Source organism: Candidatus Neomarinimicrobiota bacterium (assembly GCA_021157965.1).
GTDB lineage: Bacteria > Fidelibacterota > Fidelibacteria > Fidelibacterales > Fidelibacteraceae > Fidelibacter.
The window spans coordinates 17,747-39,044 of sequence record JAGGVO010000055.1 but is presented as its reverse complement, the minus strand read 5'-3'; the positions used below and the strand labels follow the sequence as shown (position 1 = coordinate 39,044).

18 protein-coding genes are annotated in these 21,298 nt (G+C 44.6%); 14 read left to right on the top strand and 4 right to left on the bottom strand.

Translation table 11 applies throughout. The features are described from left to right. The first annotated feature begins 934 nt into the window (after positions 1–934). Positions 935–3,178: a tetratricopeptide repeat protein gene (locus J7K63_08875; GenBank protein MCD6235133.1), complete on the top strand. Its 2,244-nt coding sequence runs from the start codon at positions 935–937 to the stop codon at positions 3,176–3,178. 518 nt (positions 3,179–3,696) lie between these two features. Here the strand turns inward: J7K63_08875 and J7K63_08870 are convergent. Together J7K63_08870 and J7K63_08865 are read right to left on the bottom strand one after the other, a co-directional pair. Beyond that, positions 3,697–4,518 carry a CPBP family intramembrane metalloprotease gene (locus J7K63_08870; protein MCD6235132.1) on the bottom strand — a complete coding sequence of 274 codons (822 nt, stop codon included), beginning with the start codon at positions 4,516–4,518 and terminating at the stop codon, positions 3,697–3,699. Next, complete coding sequence (locus tag J7K63_08865) at positions 4,515–4,967, bottom strand: Smr/MutS family protein (protein ID MCD6235131.1); 453 nt, start codon at positions 4,965–4,967, stop codon at positions 4,515–4,517. The genes J7K63_08870 and J7K63_08865 overlap by 4 nt, the downstream gene beginning before the upstream one ends. Positions 4,968–5,114: 147 nt before the next feature. On the opposite strand from J7K63_08865, the gene J7K63_08860 reads away from it, so the two are divergent. The 13 genes from J7K63_08860 to J7K63_08800 all read left to right on the top strand — a co-directional run bounded on the left by J7K63_08860 (position 5,115) and on the right by J7K63_08800 (position 17,401). Next, positions 5,115–6,200, top strand: coding sequence for a hypothetical protein (locus J7K63_08860; GenBank protein ID MCD6235130.1), 1,086 nt, complete (start codon positions 5,115–5,117; stop codon positions 6,198–6,200). A gap of 8 nt (positions 6,201–6,208) precedes the next feature. Further along, entirely contained in the window at positions 6,209–6,928 is a 720-nt protein-coding gene (locus J7K63_08855; protein ID MCD6235129.1) for a hypothetical protein, read from the top strand. Positions 6,929–7,108: 180 nt separating this feature from the next. Continuing rightward, positions 7,109–8,260, top strand: coding sequence for a hypothetical protein (locus J7K63_08850; GenBank protein ID MCD6235128.1), 1,152 nt, complete (start codon positions 7,109–7,111; stop codon positions 8,258–8,260). Positions 8,261–8,271: 11 nt separating this feature from the next. Next, the gene (locus J7K63_08845; GenBank protein ID MCD6235127.1) at positions 8,272–9,513 is read left to right on the top strand and encodes a DUF1343 domain-containing protein; all 1,242 of its coding nucleotides are present in this window, start codon (positions 8,272–8,274) and stop codon (positions 9,511–9,513) included. Positions 9,514–9,603: 90 nt separating this feature from the next. Further along, entirely contained in the window at positions 9,604–10,626 is a 1,023-nt protein-coding gene (rsgA, locus tag J7K63_08840; protein MCD6235126.1) for a ribosome small subunit-dependent GTPase A, read from the top strand. Positions 10,627–10,644: 18 nt separating this feature from the next. Next, positions 10,645–10,869, top strand: coding sequence for a hypothetical protein (locus J7K63_08835; GenBank protein ID MCD6235125.1), 225 nt, complete (start codon positions 10,645–10,647; stop codon positions 10,867–10,869). Further along, complete coding sequence (locus J7K63_08830) at positions 10,850–11,164, top strand: YbjQ family protein (GenBank protein MCD6235124.1); 315 nt, start codon at positions 10,850–10,852, stop codon at positions 11,162–11,164. The genes J7K63_08835 and J7K63_08830 overlap by 20 nt, the downstream gene beginning before the upstream one ends. Before the next feature lie 2 nt (positions 11,165–11,166). Next, on the top strand, positions 11,167–11,922 hold the full coding sequence (locus tag J7K63_08825; protein ID MCD6235123.1) for a carbon-nitrogen family hydrolase: 756 nt from the start codon (positions 11,167–11,169) through the stop codon (positions 11,920–11,922). A gap of 282 nt (positions 11,923–12,204) precedes the next feature. Then, entirely contained in the window at positions 12,205–14,127 is a 1,923-nt protein-coding gene (locus tag J7K63_08820; GenBank protein ID MCD6235122.1) for a tetratricopeptide repeat protein, read from the top strand. Between the two features lie 154 nt (positions 14,128–14,281). After that, positions 14,282–15,292: a tryptophan--tRNA ligase gene (locus J7K63_08815; GenBank protein ID MCD6235121.1), complete on the top strand. Its 1,011-nt coding sequence runs from the start codon at positions 14,282–14,284 to the stop codon at positions 15,290–15,292. A 7-nt stretch (positions 15,293–15,299) separates the two neighbouring features. After that, entirely contained in the window at positions 15,300–16,031 is a 732-nt protein-coding gene (locus J7K63_08810) for a segregation/condensation protein A (GenBank protein ID MCD6235120.1), read from the top strand. A gap of 5 nt (positions 16,032–16,036) precedes the next feature. Continuing rightward, positions 16,037–16,675, top strand: coding sequence for an SMC-Scp complex subunit ScpB (gene scpB, locus J7K63_08805; protein MCD6235119.1), 639 nt, complete (start codon positions 16,037–16,039; stop codon positions 16,673–16,675). Positions 16,676–16,687: 12 nt separating this feature from the next. Beyond that, positions 16,688–17,401: an rRNA pseudouridine synthase gene (locus J7K63_08800; protein MCD6235118.1), complete on the top strand. Its 714-nt coding sequence runs from the start codon at positions 16,688–16,690 to the stop codon at positions 17,399–17,401. A 253-nt stretch (positions 17,402–17,654) separates the two neighbouring features. On the opposite strand, the gene J7K63_08795 is transcribed toward J7K63_08800, so the two are convergent. Together J7K63_08795 and J7K63_08790 are read right to left on the bottom strand one after the other, a co-directional pair. Beyond that, on the bottom strand, positions 17,655–19,841 hold the full coding sequence (locus J7K63_08795) for a patatin-like phospholipase family protein (protein ID MCD6235117.1): 2,187 nt from the start codon (positions 19,839–19,841) through the stop codon (positions 17,655–17,657). A 78-nt stretch (positions 19,842–19,919) separates the two neighbouring features. Next, positions 19,920–21,077: an iron-containing alcohol dehydrogenase gene (locus J7K63_08790; protein MCD6235116.1), complete on the bottom strand. Its 1,158-nt coding sequence runs from the start codon at positions 21,075–21,077 to the stop codon at positions 19,920–19,922. Between the last annotated feature and the right edge of the window lie 221 nt (positions 21,078–21,298).

Below are 21,298 nucleotides of genomic sequence, written 5' to 3'. Positions count from 1 at the left end.
CCGTATTCAATTAATAGTTTCATTAGCTCTTTAATCACTTTTTTCCAGGCTCATTGTTTTTCATTTGTTCTTTACCTGAATTTGAAAAACTTTGAGCCTTTTTACAGAAAGAAAATTACACTACCGGATGAGGGATAAGGATGTATTCACCGCCGTATGGAACAGCAAGGCAGTAAATAAGTTCTTATTTGACTGAAGATAAAAATGAGTTATGAGAAGACTGAAACACTACCCCTTTTTACTTAAAAAAAATTACTCTACCACCCAAAAAGTGATAATATATTCCCTCTTGCATTTATCAAAATAAACTATCAATATATAGTTAATTAGAAAAATGAGAGCCTTTTTCTGGAAGGTTATAATATCACTTGACTTAAGCCGGATTCACAAATCACGAGTTGCGTATTTGTCGGGTTGAGTGAAGTGATAAAAGGAGGCAGGAAACGAGAGTCAGAAGAAAGTGATGCTTAACGGTTGGATTCAGGAATAAATAAAATGAAGATTGGGAATCGATATAAACAATGTATCTTATTTTGCAAAATCTGACCACAATGCTCTGTGTTGTGACCGAAAATGTCGCAACAAAGCCTGTCCGGAAAAAAATAGAATGGAGACGGAAGCATTACGACAAGAATTTTCATTCTTTTTGCATAGAGCTTTTAATAATTCAGTTTTTTTCTATTTTACACAACGTATAGGAAGCATGTAAAGAATAAAAGATGACTTACAAAATGATAGGCAATGAACGAGAGATAGACGTAAGAAAATTATTCTTGTTTCCGGGCTCTGTCCCTAACGATGTTTAAAAATTGTATAAATTATGGAGAAAGCATCTAAAAAATATAAGGCCTGCCGGTAAGTCTCCACAAACTTTAACCCTCTTCCAACATTGTTTGACAATTTGAAATGGCTGAGGTACATAGCGAGGAGGAAGATGAATATTAGAAAAGAGGCCTTTATATTTATAATTATTCTTATAAGTTTGGGCGTGTTTCCAGCTTACAGTGGCGAGATAGATTCGTTGAAAAACCGGTTGGAAAGTTTGTCCGATCAGGAGAAAATCGTTGTATTAAATAAGTTGGCGGGAGCCTACTGGGAATTAACGCCCAATGAGAGAATTGCGTTTGCGGAACAGGCTGTTGATTTATCGGAAGAATTCCATGATTATAAATCCAAAGCCGATGCTTTCAATCATCTGGGAGTTGCTTATAATAATCTGGGCGACAGCCCTAAATCCATGGATTATTTCCTGAAGGCTTTAAAAATCATGGAACAAATCGATGATAAAAGCGGAATTGCAGATTCTTATTTAAATATCGGTCAGGCAAATTTCTACCTTAACAATTTTGATAAAGCGCTGGAATATTTTCAGAAGAATTTAAACTTGAGATCTCAAATCGGTGATAAAAAAAATATTTCTCAGGCACTGAACACAATCGGGAATGTAATGAGTAAAATGGGAAAATATGATAAAGCATTGGATTATTATTTCAAGGCTTTGAAAATTAGCAATGAAATCAATGACAAAATGGGTATTTCCCAGTTATATAATAACATCGGAAACGTATATCTAGAGTCTGGTGAAGTAAACCGCGTTTTGGAATATCGCTTGAAATCATTGCAGATTGTTCGGGAACTTGGTGATAAGTGGGAAATTGCTCTTATCACCTATAATATTGCCGAATATTTTCTATTAAACAAAGAGCCGGAAAAAGCCTATCCATATATTCTGGAATCTCAAAAATTAGCAAAATATCTTGAAAATAAAGGACTGATTAGAGATAATTTGTATAATTTTTCATTGTATTACGAATTAAAAGGAGATTATCAAAAGGCACTCAAATATCAGAGAGATTATGCTGAATTAACGAAAAATCTCTTTTCTGAAGAACTCTTCGAAAAAATCACAGAAATGCAAATAAAATATGAAACCGAGAAAAAGGAAATAGAAAATCAAACCTATAAGCTGCAGTTGGAAAAAGCGCGGTCATTGAGATTGCGGCTTATCATAGGTTTATTGATTATTCTGATAATTGCTTTTTTTATTTATTATCGCTATTGGGTAAAGAAAAAAACGAATCTATTGTTAGAAGGTTTAGTGATGGAACGGACGCGGGAGTTGCAACAAAAAATCAATGAACTTAAACAAACAAAAACAGATCTTCAGAAAAATGAACAATTTCTGACTCTTTTAATTGAGAGCGTTCAAGACGGCGTCAGCGTTCTGAATCCGGACATGACCATTCGGCTTGTCAACGGGGTGATGAAGCGGTGGTATGCGAAAAACCTGCCGTTGGAAGGTAAACTTTGCTATCAGGTTTATCATAATTCCGACAAACCGTGCGATCCCTGCCCGGCAAGTCGTTGCTTAAAATCCGGGCAAACTGAGTATGATATTGTTCCAGGTCTTCCCGGTTCGCCTGTAGAATATATTGAACTTTTTAGTTATCCCATGAAAGATCGGAATTCAGGTGAAATAACCGGTGTGGTTGAATTTGTCAAAGACATCACCGAACGCAGGCAGGCGGAAAACCAAATCCGCAAGAACCTTAAAGAAAAAGAAGTGTTGCTGAAAGAAATTCACCACCGTGTAAAAAATAACCTGAATATCATAATTAGCCTGCTCAACTTGCAAGCCAGGCACATCAATACAAAACAACAGGCTCTGGATGCTTTCAAAGAGAGTAAAAATCGTATTTATGCCATGTCCATGGTTCATGAAAAGCTCTATCAATCCGATTTGTACGCGGAAATTTATATTAAAGATTATATAGAAACATTTGCCCGATACCTGATGGGTATCTATGCTTCTCCGACCATGAAAATCGATCAACAAATATCTGTTGATGACCTTTCGATAGATATCAACATTGCGATACCCTGTGGTTTAATTCTGAATGAATTGATAACCAACGCATTAAAGCATGCATGGACGGGGCGTTCGAAGGGCAAATTAAAAATTTCATTTTGCCGGTTAAAAAATAAGCAATACGAAATGATTGTGGAAGACGATGGCAAAGGACTGCCCGGCAAGATTGATTTCACCAATCCGGATTCCATGGGACTTCAATTGATTACAATATTAACTAAACAAATTGATGGTGTTCTAACTGTGCATCGTCAAAATGGAAGCCGTTTTCAAATTGTATTTCCAGTGAGTAAGAGTGAAGAAGAATAACACGAAAATAATAATTGTTTCAACGGCTAAAAAAACTGTTCGCAGGGCATTCAGTTGTTATTCAGATATTATCCTGATTTATTGTGAGCTGTAATTTATGTCGGTACCGGTAACAGTCTGGATCCCGACACATATCCGGAGCAGTTCACTCTTTCCCGGAATTATCCCAATCCTTTCAATGCCTCGACGACGATTAAGTACACCCTGTTTCATCAGGCTTTTGTGGAATTAACGGTGTTATAACACACCGGGGAATCAGATATCCACCCCGGTCCGCGACCGGGAATCCATACGGTGCGCTTTAGCGGAGAATCCCTTGCCTCGGGTGTGTATACGTACATCCTGAAAGCAGACGGGAAAGTGATTGATAAACATAAAATGATCCTGGTAAAATAGAATCCTCAAAAGAAATTCAAACAATTCACTCAGTAAATAAGAGCTGCAAATAGTATTTTTTTCGCTAAAGTCATATTTTACCCGTGTATCTTCCTTCGGTACATGGTTTTTCATCATACTTTTTAGCTTGATTGGAAAAGAGTTTTTCGTTCTTTTAGGATAACAACAGCCGTGACAAATATGTAAAAAAGTGTCATGAACGTGAAAGCCTGCTGGTTTCCGCCGGAATTTTGTTCGATGGGCGGGAAGAGGGATAAGGATGTATTCACCGCCGTATGGAACAGCAAGGCTGTAAATAAGTTCTTATTTGACTGAAGATAAAAATGAGTTATGAGAAGACTGAAACACAAGGTCAGTATGATGAAAAGTCCAAAATTCATGTATGACTGGCTCAGGGTGGAAATATAAAACAGGGGAAAATGCCAGATTCCCCATATTAGTCCCAGAATCAAACCTGCCCATATCGGGCTCCATTTTTTCAGAAGCCGGGGGAGGGCAAATCCCCGCCAGCCGAATTCTTCCTGGACGGAGCCTCCGAGGAAAAACATAAAGAGAAAAACCGGAAGAATAGTAAGCGGGCTGTTTAAAAGGGTTACATCAGGACGAAACGAGGACAGCATCATGTTTAACCGAACAGAAAGTCCGGCCAGAACTACTGGCAGAAGGAGGATCAGTAACCAGTGATACAGGGACAGGCGAAGATTAAAACCGGAGCGGAGGAGTCTTTTTATGCCGGTCCACCCGTCTTTTCTCCCGGTCAGCCATAAGGCAGAGACCAGAGGCCCGTGGGCACCGATCCCCACGAGAATGATTTTATTAACAGGAAGTGCGAAAAAACCAAAAGATGCCAGGACGGCAATCAGCCAGAAGGACCATGAAAAGAGGAAGGTGATGATAAAAAAAGAGATCAGGGTTTGTTTCGAATTGCAGTGACTATTTGTCATGTAATCCCTTTGCTGTGTGATAATTCAATGATGGTGATCCCGCGGTTTTTCTCGTCGTTTTTCAGTTCCGGATACCGGGTTAGGAGGATATGTCCCTGCTTTGTGGAAATTCTCAATAATTCACCGGGAATGAAGCCCCTGATTCTCCCTTTCTGGTAAGCTTCCCGGAGATACCGGTGACAGGCATTTCGGATATCCCCGCCAACCCCGGACGAACCATATCCGTGAATGATTCGGGCCAGGCAGACACCGGCACTGATGGCATAATTCAGCTCCCGTTCCAGCTTGATCAGGGACTCCTCCACGGTCGGCATACCCTCTTCAAGATTGATCGTACGGATTATTTCCCTGCTTCGGGCCCGCGAATTTCCGGATTGGATACACTCACAATAAGGACACCGGTGATAATGATCCGGAATAGGATTACCACATACCTCGCATAGTTTCATATCGGAATTTAGGATGGAATGAGGAAGATAGGAAGAGCGGATAACCCCGGACTTCCGTCCGGGGCAAAAAATGTTTTTCCTGGTCAGATGTTTTATTAAATTTCAAGTCCTTCATAATCAATCATGCCATATACGAGAGGGAAAAACATGTGGAATCTTAAAACAGAAAATGGAAGTACCGGCAGGTTACTTCAGTTGGTTTTTGGATACTTTTTCTTTTATGTCATTACAGGTCTGAGTGTCAAGTATTTTCAGAATATCGCCGGAATGCACAGCATGGAGTATCTGGTGTACAGTACCGCCAGCTCCACGCTTGTGGCAACGTCGGTTGTTCTTGTACTCCGCTGGTATAAGCTTCAGTCCATTCGCTTAACTACGTGGGGACCGTTTACATTCCCGTCAGAGTTGCTTTACATCATTCCTTCCGGTGTGATGACCGCCGTGGTTGTCCCCACAACGACCCTGATGTACAGTTTCAAGGGGATTTCCGTCATGGTGGCTATGACCGTCATGCGGGGGTCGGTTATTATTATCGGCCGGATTGTGGATGCCATCCAGATCAAGAAGGGCATCCTGAATAAAAAGGTCTATCTGGAAGAAAACATGGGTGTGGTTTTTGCCGTGATTGCCGTTGGGCTCAAGGTTTTGACCGGCGGTCGGGATGGTGGAGCCAACCCCCTGACCAGTGTTCCGGTGATGGTAATCTTTTTCAGCTATATCACTGCCTATACCATCCGCATTTACCTCATGAATTATTACAAGAATACCCGCCCCAAAGACAGTCGGGTGGATAACAATAAAGCTTTTTTTGCCATAGAACAAATCGCCTCCACACTGACAATTTGGATTGTGGCTCTTGTTATTTTACTCCTGGCCACCAAGAACGGCTGGAGCGGTGAGCGGATTACTCCCTATGTCAAATCCTTTACTCATCCGGTCCCGGGGTTTGGATGGGTGATGTTTTGGGGATGTGCTTTCGGGATTGTGGCTTTTTTCTCTGTCTTTCTTTTCATGTTCAAAGGAAGAACCGCCACTTTTGCCGGACTGGTAAACCGGCTCACTTCTCTCATCGCCGGAACGACCTCCACATTGCTCTTTGCCCTGTTCTGGGGCGGAAGATGGCCGTCTGTGGTAGACTGGATCAGTCTGTTCTTTATCTTTGTAGCTGTCTGGTTTATGACGAAAGCTGAACGAAAGCGCATTGCCGAACTGAAAATAAAACATGAAATCTGAGGTTTATAATGAGTAAAAATCATTTTGATGTGATTATCCTGATGGGCCGCCCTGCTGCCGGGAAGTCCGAAGTGATCGATTACCTGAAAAAAACGCCGGTAGAAGAACGGCTGAAACGCTTTCATATCAATCATTTTGAGGAAATTGACGATTTCCCCATGTTGTGGACATGGTTTGAAGAAGATGCTATCCTGGAAAAAATCATGAATAAACCCCGAATGCATTCGGATAAAGAAGGATATTTTTTCTATCAGTATCAATGGGATCTCCTGATTGAACGGATTTCACTGGAGTATGACAAGCGTTTGAGAGATGCAAATTATCATGACAAAATGACAACAATCATCGAATTCAGCCGGGGCTCGGAACACGGCGGCTACCAATCCGCCTTTCAGCATCTTTCAGAAAAAATCCTGAAAAAGGCGGCCATCCTTTATATTGACGTTCCCTTTGAGGAATCCCTCCGGAAAAACCGGAAGCGCTTCAATCCCGACCGCCCAGATTCCATCCTTGAGCACGGACTTCCGGATGAAAAACTGAAAAAAATGTACTACGAAGTGGACTGGGAGACTTTTAAAGGGGATGATCCCGAATATATCCAGGTCCGCGGAATTTCCGTGCCCTATGTGGTTTTTCATAATATGCCTTCACAGACCGATGACCCGGAACTTCTGGGCCCTGCACTGGATAAGCTTTTCAGTCGCCTGTGGGAGATCCGGAATTCATAATCAGTTCTTTCATTACATGTGAATATCATCAATGCGGCCGGCCTTGTTCCGGCCGTTTTTGTTTTTCTTTCTCTTTTGATTCACAGGGAAAGTCTCTTTAAATTTTCTCAGTAAATATCAGGACTTTATCATTCCTGTACATTATCTGCGCGCTGACTTAAAACAATAAGGAGTAACGATATGGATCCTTCAAAACGGCTGATATCACTGGATGCCTTTCGCGGGCTGGTTATTGCTTTTATGATTACGGTGAACACACCCGGAAGCTGGAGACAGATTTATGCCCCCCTGCGCCATGCTTCGTGGCATGGATGTACACCCACAGACCTTGTTTTCCCCTTTTTCCTCTTTATTGTCGGGGTCGCCATGTGGTTTTCATTCCGCAAATACGATCATGCCGCTACTCCGGAAGCCATTAAAAAAGTTCTGAAACGCACAGCCCTCATTTTTATTATCGGTGTTCTTTTAAATGCCTATCCCTTTATCCGTTTTAACCCGGAACTGACTTTCGGACAGGAATTGGCCGAATATTACGGAAATTTGCGCATCATGGGTGTATTACAACGCATTGCCCTGGCTTACGGGATTGCATCCCTCCTTGTTCTGAAATTCAAACGGAAAACCTGGCTCTGGACCGGTGCGGGGATTCTGGTTGCTTACTGGCTTCTCATGCGCTGGCTCGGTGGGCCCGAACCCTTTTCACTGGCGGATAATTTCGCCCGGAAAGTGGATTTGTTTTTCTTCGGAGAAAGCCATGTGTATAAAGGCTTCGGTATCCCCTTTGACCCGGAGGGATTGTTCAGCACCCTGCCGGCCATTGTGACCGTCCTGATTGGATATGAAACCGGGCGCATGATTACCCGGGCAAAGTCCCGACCGGAGCTGGTCAATGACCTGTACCTGTATGGTGCTGCCGCCCTTTTTGCAGGCTATGTGTGGGGACAGTTTTTCCCCATCAACAAACCCATCTGGACCAGCTCGTATGTTCTGTATACAGGCGGACTTGCCATGATGGTTCTGGCGCTCTTTATCCTTATCATTGATGTGAAAGGGTACCGGAAATGGACCTACCCTTTACGGGTTTTTGGGATGAATCCCCTGTTCCTATTTATTTTGTCTGTCTTTTGGGTGAAAACACTCTCCCGAATTGTCCGGTGGACTTCGGAAGACGGTACCGTGATGACAGGCCTTCGGTGGATTTATCAGTCAATCTGTGTCCCCCTGTTAGGAGATAGTCCAAACGGATCCCTGCTTTTTGCCCTTATGCATATTTTCATATACTGGCTCATCCTGCGGGAACTCTATAAACGGAAGATTTACATTAAAATTTAAAGGAGGTAATCATGAGAAAAATACTTGCGATAACACTTCTGATTGTATTTGCAGCCGGATGTGTTTCAGCGGGAAAACCGGTGGTAAAACCGGGGATCGAGGTTCTGAAAGACCGTGGATTTGATGTACTGAAAGGAAAACGGGTCGGACTGCTGACAAATCCCACCGGCGTCGACAGAAACCTGAAATCCACCATTGATATTCTCTGGGAAGCCTCCGAAGTAAATCTAGTGGCTTTATATGGCCCCGAACACGGCGTCCGCGGGGATTTTGATGCCGGGGATTATGTGGGCAATTATATAGATGAACAGACGGGACTCCCGGTTTATTCCCTCTATGGGAAGACCCGCATCCCTACACCGGACATGCTGGAAAATGTGGATGTTATTGTCTATGATATTCAGGATATTGGCTGCCGATCTTATACCTATATCAGCAGTATGGGTAATATTATGGCTGCTGCCGCTGAAAATGACATTGAAATTGTGGTGCTGGACCGTCCCAATCCCCTGACGGGAAATAAAATTGAAGGGAATGTGGCGGAGGAAGGTTTTTTCTCTTTTGTCAGTGCATATCCTATTCCTTATGTATATGGACTCACACCCGGTGAACTCGCCACGATGATCAACGAGGAAGGCTGGTTGGATACAGATAAAAAATGCAAGTTGACGGTTATCCCCATGGGAGGCTGGAAACGGAATATGACCTTTGAAGATACAGGGCTCCCCTGGGTTCCCACATCCCCCCACATACCTCATGCCTATTCAGCTGCCTATTATGTTGCGACAGGAATTCTGGGTGAACTGAAAGTGGTGGACGAAGGTGTGGGATACACCCTTCCTTTTCAATTGTATGGTGCCGAATGGATTAATAATCCCTTTGAACTGGCAAAACGCATGAATGCCCTGGGAATCGAAGGTATGAAATTCCGTCCCATTGTTTATAAACCATTTTACCGGACCTATCAGGGGAAAACAATGAAAGGCGTTCAACTGCACATTGCGGATTTTGAGAAAACAGAACTTATGTATGTACAGTTCCGCTTTATGGAAGTCCTCCACAAAATGTATCCTGATATGGATATCTTCAGTATCAATCCCCACCGCCTGGCTATGTTTGACAAAGTTTGCGGGACAGATGAAATCCGGAAGAAATTCACTGAAAGATACCGCTTTGAAGATATTAAACCGATTCTGGAAAAAGATGTGGAATCTTTCCGGAACTTGTCGAAAAAATATTATCTGTACCGGTAGTGAAAAGAGGCTTTCAAGCCATTTGAACGATTCAAAGTTTTGTCAGAAGGGTTTTTGCATTGCGCCTGGAACAAACCCGGGTGTCATAGCATGAACTTTACCGGATTAAAAGAAGCCGGGTCCAATGAATATTGGGAAAAACTATTCTCTACCCTCCCGGGGAGCTGGATACCCGGACGGGTTATTACAACGCATAAAAAGCGATATCTTATAAAAACCCCCGGTGGACTTGTGGAAGGTGACCTTTCGGGTCGCGTGAAACACAGGGCCACATCGCCGCTTGATTTGCCCGTTGTGGGGGATTGGGTGGCGGTTTCAGGAGACGGGAATCAGGTGCTGATTCGCCGGGTTTTACCAAGAAAATCCGTCCTGACACGGAAAACCGCCGGCCGCACTTCTGAAAAGCAGGTCCTGACGGCCAATGTGGATGTGGCTTTTATTGTTCAGGCATTGGACAGGGACTATAATCTGAATAGACTGGAACGATATATGACCGTAGTATATAGCGGAAATATCACACCTGCTGTTGTTTTAAATAAAGCGGATATGTTAAAAGATGAAGAGCCCCGATTCTTTTTTAATGCGGTGAAAAACCGGTTTCCGGAGACGGCTGTGTTTTCTGCCTCTGCCCTCAACGGAAAAGGTGTCGATGAAATCCGTGCTTTTTTAAAACCGGGACTCACCTTTTGCCTTGTGGGATCTTCGGGTGTGGGAAAATCCACCCTCATCAATGCTATTGCCGGTGAAAATCTGGCCGAAACGGGTGATATAAGCCGGGCCACCGCAAAGGGAATACACGTTACCACCCGGCGACAGCTTCATATTTTAAAAAACAAGGCGATTTTAATCGATATGCCGGGACTTCGGGAAATCGGTATCGCCGATGCGGAAGAAGGTCTTAAAAAAACTTTTACCCGGATCATCCAATTGGCGGAAGAATGCCGCTTTGATGACTGTACCCATACCCGTGAACCGGACTGCGCCGTGAAAAAAGCTGTAGATGACAAAATACTTGATGCACGGCAATACGAAAATTATATCAACCTGCGGCAGGAATATGAATACTATATTCGGCAGGTGGCGGAGAAAGCCTGGAAAACAACCCGGAAATAAAGGCGAAGGGGAAAGATGATGAAAAAATATTGGGGACCGATTCTGGTTTTTATTTTTCTCGTTCTGACAATTCTCATGAACCTGTTGGCATGGAGCTCAAGCTTCAACACGATGATATCCCCCCTGGTTCGCATTATGATAATGCTGGCGCTCCTGATGATACTCATCGTTGTGACAGTCATATTTATCCGGAGAATCCGTGAAATAAAAAAGGAGGAAAAAGATGATCTTAGTCAATACTGAAACCATCCAGGGAAAAAAAATAGAACATTTGGGGCTTGTTAAAGGATCCTGCATAAGGGCCAAACATCTGGGGCATGATATTGCCAACGGCATAAAAGCCATGTTTGGAGGTGAACTGACCAGTTATTCGGAGATGATTAATGAAGCACGGGCTGTAGCCACCAAACGGATGGTGGAAAATGCAGGTGAAATGGAAGCTGATGCTGTAGTGAATATTCGCTATTCATCAACGGCTGTTAAAGCCGGATCGGCAGAAGTCATGGTTTACGGGACAGCCGTTAAGTTTGTGAAGTGACCATGAAAATTGCCCTTGTGCAAATGGCAATCGGAGAAGACATCCGGGAAAACCTGAACCGGGCGGAAGACCTGTGTTCGGAAGCCATGGCCGGAGGAGCGGATGTGCTTGTATTTCCCGAACTTTTTTCTACAGGGTTTCCAGCGGACAAAGCGACAGCCGCCGCACCGGTATGGGGACCCGAGACACGAAAGACTTTATCTGCGCTTGCGGTGAAGCATGGAGTGTCCATCATGGCAGGGTGCGGGGATGAAGCATCCGGAGGAAAAATGTACAATATGGCCCTGGTCTATACACCTGATGGATTGTGTCAAACAGAATATCGCAAAATACATCTCTTTATCTACGGGCACGAAGAAAAGTATGTTGTTCCAGGTACGGAACCAGTCATTTTCCGTCTTCAGGGATATCCAACTTCCCTGTTCATCTGCTATGATTTGCGCTTCTCCGGAGAATTCAGGCAGGTTGCGCCACATGTGGTCATGATGTGTGTCATTGCCAACTGGCCGGAACAACGGAGAGATCACTGGATGTGCCTGTTGAAGGCCAGAGCAATCGAAAACCAGTGCTGGGTTATAGGTGTGAACAGGGTCGGTATGGACAGTTCAGGGTTCCGGTACAGCGGTGATTCCATGGCTGTAGACCCTTTGGGAAAGGTAGTGTGCCATATGAATGAGGTGGAAGGTGTAGAAATTGTCGAAATAAATCCAGAAAAAAGCTCTTCTATACGTGCAATGTATCCATTCCTTTCAGAATAAAAGAGTTTATTAAATTAAAAGCAAAGAACAAGCTCAGACCAGCAGATTTTAGTTGTATGATCACACGATGAATTCAGAAGGCTTTTATTGTTGGAAAATTTATACATTATTTTGTATTTTTTGATGCACCAATTTAAAGGTATGTTAATGCATGATAAGGAAAATCACAGAAAATATATTTTCCGCAATTTTTTTATTGTACTGTTTTTTTTAATTCTTTTACTCCCGTTTAATCGTGTCCTTCTGGCACAAAGTGCTCAAATAGACAGTCTTCAGCAAGTATTGAAACACACAGAAGATGATTCAAGCCGGGCGGAAATTATGCTGGCAATCGGGTCAGTTTATGAACGGGCAGATCTTCACCAATCCATTGAATATGCTAAAGAAGCGCTGGAACTTTTCACGGGCATCCATAATGATTACGGGCGCGGAAAAGCCTTCAATATGATCGGTTATTACAACTGGTTACTTGGTTTTTTTAAAGAATCAGTAGACTATTATTCTGAAGCCCTTGCAATATTCCGGGAATTAGATTTGCCCTATTGGATAGCTCGTGTGGCAAATAATCTGGGAGCGGTTTATTGGGGACTGAGTGATTATAACGGAGCCCTGGAATTATATAAGGAATCACTGGCCATTCGTACTGAATTGGGACACCCGAGAAGCATGGCCCTCATCATCAACAATATCGGCTTGGTTTACCAGGAATGGCAGTTGTTTGATGAAGCTCTTGCATACCACCGCAAAGCTTTGGCATTGGCCGAAGAAACAGACTTTCTTTTTGCCAGGGCCTATTCTTACCATAATCTGGGTCTTTGTTTTGAAGCATTAGGAGAATTAGAACGGGCTCTCGATGCCTACAGGAAAGCGTATGATGATTATCTTGAAGATGTGGGCGAAGGCGGTGCCACATCTTTGGCCCTGCGGAGTATGGGGGACATTTATTATAAAAAAGGGGATTTGAATAAGGCAACAGTCTATTATCGCCAGGCCCTGAAGGATGGGCAAAAAGTGAAAAATTTATTCCGGATGGCCTATGCCCAGTACTCTCTGGGGAAAACCTATGCGGAAACGGGCCGGGTCGACTCGGCGCGCTACTATATCGCCACCAGCCTGAACACATCCCGTGAGATGGGATATGATAAGGTAACCCGGGACAACTACTACCTGTTATCCCGCCTGGAAGAGGAATCAGGGAATCTGAATAAGGCCCTGGATTACTTCAAAATCGCCGCCTCGGTGAACGATTCCATTTTTAACAAGGAAAAGATTGCCAAATTCACGGAACTTCAGATCCGCTACAATATGGAGAAACAGAATCGGGAGAATGAACTGCTCCGCCAGAAGAACGAAATACAGAGCTTACAGATCCGCAAAGAACGGGTTATCCGTATCTCCCTGATCGCCGGATCGGTGTTTGCGCTTGTCATCTTGTTTTTTATCTTTTATCAAAGCCGTATACTGAAGCGGACGAACATCGCTTTGGAGCGTCAGAACGCAGAGATTCTGAAGATGAATGAAGAAAAAGAGGATCTGATCCGGCGACTTGAAAAGGAGAACGAAGAACGCCGGCGTGCGGAGAAACAGATTGCTATACTTTTGCAGGATAAAGAACTGCTATTGAAAGAGGTACACCACCGAATCAAGAATAATATGAACACGATCAAAAGCCTCTTGTCGTTGCAGGCCAAAACAATAAAGAATGCAAAAGCGGCGGAAGTGCTGAAGGATGCCGGTTCACGGATCCGGAGTATGGGACTCCTGTACGACAAGATCTATCGGTCTGAGAATATCCGGACATTGTCAGCTCGTGAATATATCCCCAATCTTGTGGAAGAGATCGCAGCCGTGTTCCCCAATCGTGAGAAAGTGCAGATCGAGACGGAAATAGAGGATATTATGTTACCGGTGGATATTTTATCACCTTTGGGGATTATCACGACAGAACTTGTAACCAACGCCATGAAATACGGGTTTGAATCGGAGAAAGAGGGGTTGCTACAGATCCGGTTTCGCCGGATAAACGGGAAGGCGGAGTATGTGATCCGGAACAACGGGAAACGTCTGCCGGAGGATTTTTCCATTGAGAAATCTCAGGGGTTTGGTCTTCGGCTTGTTTCCATGCTTACCCAGCAGTTGAACGGTACCCTGAAAATTTGTACGCATGAAGAAACCCAATTTGAAATAAGTTTTCCACTACCCTGAATTAAGTAAATATTAAGCATCCGGATTTCAATTTCTATATCAAAGAATTAAAACACAATCAACAGTTCAGGCAATTCAGAATTCAATTCAAAATTCAGAACTTAGAATTCAGAATTATTCTTTATATTTCGCCAGAAACCAAAGGAGTTTGTGAATGCAAAGAAAAGTTTCTCTGACAGGTATTAAGCCTACGGGTATTCCTCATATAGGTAATTATTTTGGTGCTATCCGGCCGGCATTGGAACTGGCAAAGGAGTACGAAGCCCGCTATTTCATCGCTGATTATCATGCTTTGAATTCCATAAAGGATCCGGTCCATTTAAAAGAGATGGTATATGAAGTTGCGGCGGCCTGGCTTGCGGCCGGACTCGATCCCGAAAAGGTCCTTTTCTACCGCCAGTCCGATGTGCCGGAAACCTTTGATTTAACGACCATCCTCATGGCATTCACTCCCAAGGGACTCATGAACCGGGCTCATGCGTATAAGGCGTCCGTTCAGGAAAATGAAGCGGCAGGCAAGGATCCCGATGACGGCATTAATATGGGATTATACACCTATCCCGTGCTCATGGCGGCGGATATCCTGCTTTTTGATACCAATGTGGTTCCGGTGGGAAAAGACCAGAAACAACATGTTGAAATGACGGCGGATATAGCTCAAAGTGTGAATCATACCTACGGGAAAGAACTTCTGGTTGTTCCGGAAGCCATGATCAGCGAATCAGCCCAGACAGTCGTGGGCATGGATGGACGGAAAATGAGCAAGAGTTACAACAATACCATTTCCCTCTTTTTGCCTCAGAAAAAACTCCGGAAAACCGTCATGAAAATTGTGACCAATTCCCAGGGGATTGAAGAACCGAAAAATCCGGACACGTGCAGTATCTTTGCCTTATATAAGCTGTTTGCCACACCGGAGCAGCAGGAAAAACTGGCCGCGCGCTACCGGGCCGGCGGCATGGGATGGGGTGAGGCAAAACAGGAACTCTTTGAAGTGATGGATGCCTGTTTGAAGCCCATGCGGGAAAAGTATTTCTCCATTATGGAAAACAAGGATGAGATCGACCGGATACTGAAAAAGGGATCGGAAAAAGCCCGGCAGATTGCATCCCGCACCGTGGCACGAATCCGCAAAGCCATTGGTGTAAACACCTTTTATATGTGAGTACTGAATGCCCCTGGAAAATTACAACATCGAGCTGGATGTTTTTGAAGGCCCCATGGACCTGTTGCTTTATTTCATCAAGCGTGATGAAATCAACATCTATGATATTCCCATTGCCAGAATCACGCGGGAGTACTTAGAATATCTGGATTTGATGCAGACCCTGAACCTGCGGGTTGCCGGGGAATTTGTCGCCATGGCCAGTACACTCATGCAGATCAAGGCGCGGATGCTTTTACCCCGCTTTTCCAATCCTGAAGATGAGGATGTGGAAGATCCCCGAACCGAACTTGTCCGGAGACTCGTTGAATATCAGCAATTCAAAGAACTGGGTGAAGAACTGCGCCAGCTTGAGAGTCAATCCATCGGACATTTTCCGCGGAAACCGGACCTGAGCCATATTGATACATCAATCGATGCAGAGGAAGTGCTGCAAAAAGTGACCCTCTTCGATATTCTGGCCGCGTTTAAAAAAGTGCTGGATCGTCTGCCCGAGGGGCCTGCCGAACATCAGGTCAATAAACTGGAAGTGAGCATCAAAGAGCAGACAGAGTACATTTACAGTCATTTTATAAAAAAATCCAAAATCCGTTTTTCCGAATTGGCCGGGGGAATTCAGAAACGAATCGTGTTGATCGTAACTTTTCTGGCCATCCTGGAAATGATCCGTTCTCAGCAGATCCGGGTTTATCAGGAAGGTATTTTTGATGATTTTATCCTTGAAAAAGTGGAGTCTTGACAAGCATGGATATGACAGAACTGAATGCCCGTATCGTGGAAGCGCTGCTTATCGCGTCTGAAACACCGGTGACCCAGTCCAGACTAAATGAATGCCTGGATAAGGGACACCAGATAGACTTAGAGGAGACTGTGAATTATCTCAATGATCTTTATGAGGATCATGGACACAGTTTTTTTATCAAGGGAGTGGCCGGAGGATATCAGTTAGTCACAAAAAAAGATTATGAAGGATACATTCGCCGCTTCCTCAACCGTTCCGGCAGAATCCGCCTGTCCTATGCCGCCTTGGAAACGCTGGCCATCATTGCCTATAAACAGCCCGTCAGCCGGCCTGATATCGACGCCATCCGGGGCGTCAATTCAGAAGGTGTCATCAGTACCCTGCTGGAAAGGGATCTGATATCGGTCCAGGGAAGGAGTAACGCACCGGGACGACCTTTGCTGTATAGTGTGACTCAGGAATTTCTCCGGTATTTCGGATTGAATTCTACATCGGACCTGCCCAGACTGAAAGAACTGAAAGAAATCCTTCAGGCCCATTCAGAGAATTACGCATACCGGGAAGATGTCCCTGAAGAAATGATCAATATCCCGAAAGAAAAGAACGGAGACGACGGCGAAAAAACCGCTTCCGACAGTTAAAAAGGATGCACCATGAGACTGAATAAATTTTTAGCCCACAGCGGAGCCGGATCTCGGCGGATGTGTGATGAACTGGTTTTTCAGGGACGGGTAACAGTTAACAAGACGGTGATTAAAGAACCCGGAACCGATGTAGATCCTGATAAGGATGTTGTGACGGTGGATGGTGAACGGGTAGAGTTGAAAAAGGCGTATACATACATCAAACTTCACAAACCAGCCGGATATATCACGAGCCGGAAAGACCCCCACCACGACCGCACCGTCATGGATCTGCTGCCCCGTATCCTGGATGTGCGTCCCGTGGGGCGTCTGGATGTGGATACGACAGGTGTGCTCCTCATGACGGATGACGGGGATTTACTTCACAAGCTTACCCATCCCAGGCACGAAGTGGAAAAAAAATATGAAGTGTGGCTGAAATGGCCTCCGGGCAGTGGCGAACCGGAGCAAGATTTACCCCGGGGAATTGTTCTTGAAAACGGAGACCGGGTACAGGGTGAAGCCTATCCTCAAAACAGTAAAAAAACCCATTACATTGTGATACTCAGGGAAGGTAAAAAAAGGGAAATAAAACGGATATTTCGCTATTTCGAAACCCGGGTCATTCGGTTACACCGTTTTGAATTTGCCGGTATACGGGTGGATGATCTCCCGGAAGGGAAATGGAAAAAACTGACACCCGCGGAAATAAAACATTTAAAATCCATAACTAATAATTCTTAACTCTTTATAGAATGTCCAAATCAAATTAAAAGGGTGACACAGGTGTATGGAGTTTATTTTTTAAATGAGCGACCCATGGAGATGTGGGTTCTTATGATAATTGGGTGACAATGTCTCAGTAGGTTTTATGGTGAAAGGGCGACAAATGTGTCAGTAGGTTTTTATGGTGAAAGGGCGACAAATGTGTCAGTAGGTTTTTATGGTGAAAGGGCGACAAATGTGTCGCCCCTACTCAAAACTCTAACCCTCCACTCTAAAAAGGATATCCAATACTAACATGCGTCATGATATCCGATCGCTCAAAATTCTTGCCGATGGTGAGTATGACAGGACCGATGGGACTGTTATATCCGTAGGATAATCCGATTCCGTAATGATATTTGCCGAATTTTATTAGTTGGGATATCTCTTCTGAGATCATTCCACTGCTCAGGGTGGTAAAAATGTAGTTATTTTTGGAAAGCCTGTTCCGGAGGGAAAAAGAGAAAGCAGACAATTGAGTTCCCGTCAATTCCATAACCTGAAAGCCAAAGAGGGGAATAAAATTCAGGCTTTGAACGCCCGATCCTCCCATATAAAATTTGTGCAAATCCGGGATATGTTTTGTATCGGAAAATCCAAAATTAAGTGAACGGATAATAACGGCGTTTTTATTCAGGGGAATGGCTTTGTCAATGCGCAACGTGAATGTTGAGTAGGGATTGTAATGGAAACTTTGATCACTGGAATAGACCGAACCCACAATTCGCCGGATGAACACATCGGCATAAGCCCCTTCATCGGGGAAAAAACGGTCGTCGTAGGAATCGTGATGCAGGTGAAAAAAAGCGAAAGGAATATTGAAAGTCGATTCGGGATATGATCCGATAATTGTTTTGATACGGGTCAGTTCATTCTGAATGCCCAGGTGAATATACATATTGTCAGCAGGACTGGAATGGAGCATCATGGCTGCAAAGGCGCTCCGGAGATCTATTTCCTGTGTGCGTTTATGATTTTCATATAGATAGGCGGTAAAATTCTGAAGCTGAATGTTTATTCCCACGCCCGGGGCATATTTCCAGGATGTGTAGTAAAAAAGACTGCTTGTCAGGGCCGGATTGCCCCCCAACATCAGGTCCGTTGTAAATTTAGATCCGTCGATAAGAAAATTTCTGAAGGTTAAATTCAGCAACAGAAGCGATTTCAGATGGTCATCGTAGTGAATACCCACTTTCAGGAAGTTCGCCGAATTTTCCACGACCCTGACGATTAACCGGACACCGCCGGCACTCATGGGTTCCAGTTTATAATTCACCTGTTCAAAAAACCGGCTGCCGTATACCCGGTCAATGGCGTTTTTTAACTCTTCCGGTGTAATCCACTGGGGAGGTGAAATGCGAAGTTTGCTCAGAATAACATCCTCAGATACATCTTTAAGTCCCTTCAGGGATAAATCCCGGACATACAGGCGTTCAATTTGTGTTGTTGGAATAAAGCGGATTCCCTCTTTCTGCCGGATATTCAGAGAATCCGTCAACGCTTTTATCTGTGGCAAGGCCTCCAGGGCGGCTTTTTCTCCAACCCGGATCAGGGAATCCACAGCTTCATTTGTAAAATTTGCCGCTGTGAGTTTTCCAATGGCGGGTTCGATGAGAATATCTGCCTTTTTCTGCTCAATTTTATTGTTGGCATTGCTTTGAAAAAGGGCGGTTTGCCCCATAATAAGCAGCGCCGAAGAGAGCTGGGATCTGTCAAAAAGAGGAGTGGCCACATCTACGGCGATCGTGACATCCGCACCCATTTCCAGGGCATCGGAGACGGGGAGATTTCTCACAATGCCGCCGTCTACCAGGAGCCTGCCGTCTATTTCCACCGGGGTAAAGATCGAAGGAACCGCCATACTGGCCCGGAGAGCATCTGCAAGATAGCCGTCTTTTAGCACAACAGCTTCACCGGTTTCTATATCCGTGGCAATACAACGGTAGGGGATAGAAAGTTCATTGAAATCCTCGATATGGTGGACAGGTAATGTAAGATTGGAAAGTTTGTTGGAAATATTATGTCCGGCAATGAGTCCCAGCGGCAAGGTCACTTTCCCTTCTTTCAACGGAAAGGTGGCAATAAATTTTTCTGCGTCTTCCTTTTCTTCAATGGCAATGTTTTTTCGGGAAATCCAGTCTGAAAACATGAGTTCCCAATCCATCTCACGGGCAATACGTTCCAGAGCGTCGGCATCATACCCCATGGCATAGAGCCCGCCTATAATACTGCCCATACTGGTTCCCGTGATGATATCCGGCCGGATGCCTTCTTTTTCCAGGACTTTGATGACCCCGATGTGGGCCAATCCCCTTGCACCGCCTCCACTGAGGACGAGTCCTAATTTTGACTGACCAGACTGAAGTATACCGCTAAACAGCAAGATAAGAAAAAGGAGTCTGAATCCTTGTCTACACATTATTAATCCTTAAACAATTGTGAAAATATACAGGGTTTCTGACTGGAATTAAATCTTTTAAAATGTAAGATCCCGTTGTCATAAAGACAGGGAATAGATTGTTTTCACATCGTCACGGTTCATGGAACGGGGACCCTGGACAAACCCTTTCCGGTTCTGATTCAAAGAAAATACATGATCGGTCAGCATGTCAATATCCGGGTTCTGGATTTGTAAATCTTTCCAGGACAGGTCCCGGTCAATACTTTTTAAAAACGCGGTAAAGGTGTTGAGTGCTCCCCGGGAATCGGTCCCGTTGTAGCCGAAAACTTTTCCCAGTTTCAGCAATTTTTCCCGGCACACATCCTCAAAGGTTTTCAAATAGCGGGGAATCACAAAGGCCAGTGCTCGTCCGTGGGATATATTATAGACACCGCTCAGGGGGTGAGCCAGGGCGTGCATGGCATAGGGACCTTCCCGCCCGGCATCGTTCAGGTTCGATAAAGCCAGCGTGGCTGTCCAGGCAAAGGTCTCCCGGGGAAGGCGGGCTGTCGGATCCTTTAAAATATCCCGTATGGCTTCTGCTGCTGTTCGGGCCAGTAAAAGGGAGAGCCCGTCGTTCAAAGGGGCTTCGTCGCGTGTTGTAAAATAGGCTTCCAAAGCGTGGGAGATGATATCTACGGCACCATCTTTCAGATAATCCTCAGGGACACTCAGAGTCAGTTCCGGATCGATCAGAGCCACTTTCGGACGGGCAGCATAGCAGACAAAACCGGCTTTTTGCAGCGTCTCATCGTGGGTGATTACTCCATAGGCATTTCCTTCCGAACCGGTGGCACTTAACGTGGGGATTGCGATGACAGGCAGGGCATTGTTGACTGTCCGGTGAATGTGGACATAGTCCCAAATAGAGCCACCGTTTGCCGCTACAATGGCCGCCCCTTTCGCCGAATCCATGGCCGATCCGCCGCCGAGTCCTATAACTGCATGAACATTCAGATCCCGGGCCAGTTCGCCCGCCCGGTTGACCATGCTGACACGGGGATTGGGGGTTACCTGGTCAAAAACATCCACTTCAATCCCTTCCCGGGACAATGATTTAAGTACCCGCTCCAAGGTACCTGTCCGTACGGCACTTCCGGATGAACAGACAATCAGAACTTTATGGGCAATGCGCTTTGTTTCCCGTCCGATACGGTCCAGATCACCCCAACCGAAAACAAATCGGGTGGGGATATGTAATGTAAAGGGTCGCATAAAGCCTCCGGAGTTTATGAGAATTTATGATGGAGATTGGAGAATTGAAAATTGAGAATAGTATCTTGATGCGCTTGCATGTGACAATCTGATTTGTAATGAGTATCTCGTCATATCCGTTTTGTGACCTGCGTAATGACCGGGTTCACACATTGCCGTTTTATTGGGAATATTGTTCGAGTTAGGGATTCGTGATATATAGCCAGGTATGATATTGTGCA